Origin of the sequence: Bartonella sp. AA81SXKL, assembly GCF_042196945.1 — a bacterium.
Classification (GTDB): Bacteria; Pseudomonadota; Alphaproteobacteria; order Rhizobiales; family Rhizobiaceae; genus Bartonella.
In genome coordinates this window covers 1-295 of record NZ_JBHIRH010000164.1, presented here as the reverse complement: position 1 = coordinate 295, position 295 = coordinate 1, and positions in this window count along the sequence as shown.

The window sequence follows — 295 nt, the reverse complement described above, 5'->3', positions numbered from 1 at the left end:
GAGCTTTACGATCATGCCAAATAAAATGGTTTCTTTATGTATTGATTTTTATAGCAGTCTTTCTGCATTTTAATACCTTAAAGATATGGCAAGTATAGTATAAACGAGATGATTGATAACCATGCAATGTATTTTTTTAACGAATGCATGGGAGAATATTTTATCTCTTGAGAAAGAATTTTAGCAATTCCAAACTTTGCTTCTAATCCGGTAACTATTTGTAGAGCATCTTCGTAACAAGAAATTGATTTATAAAGGTAATTTATCTTTTTCATGTTGAATTCAAGCTTCGAAT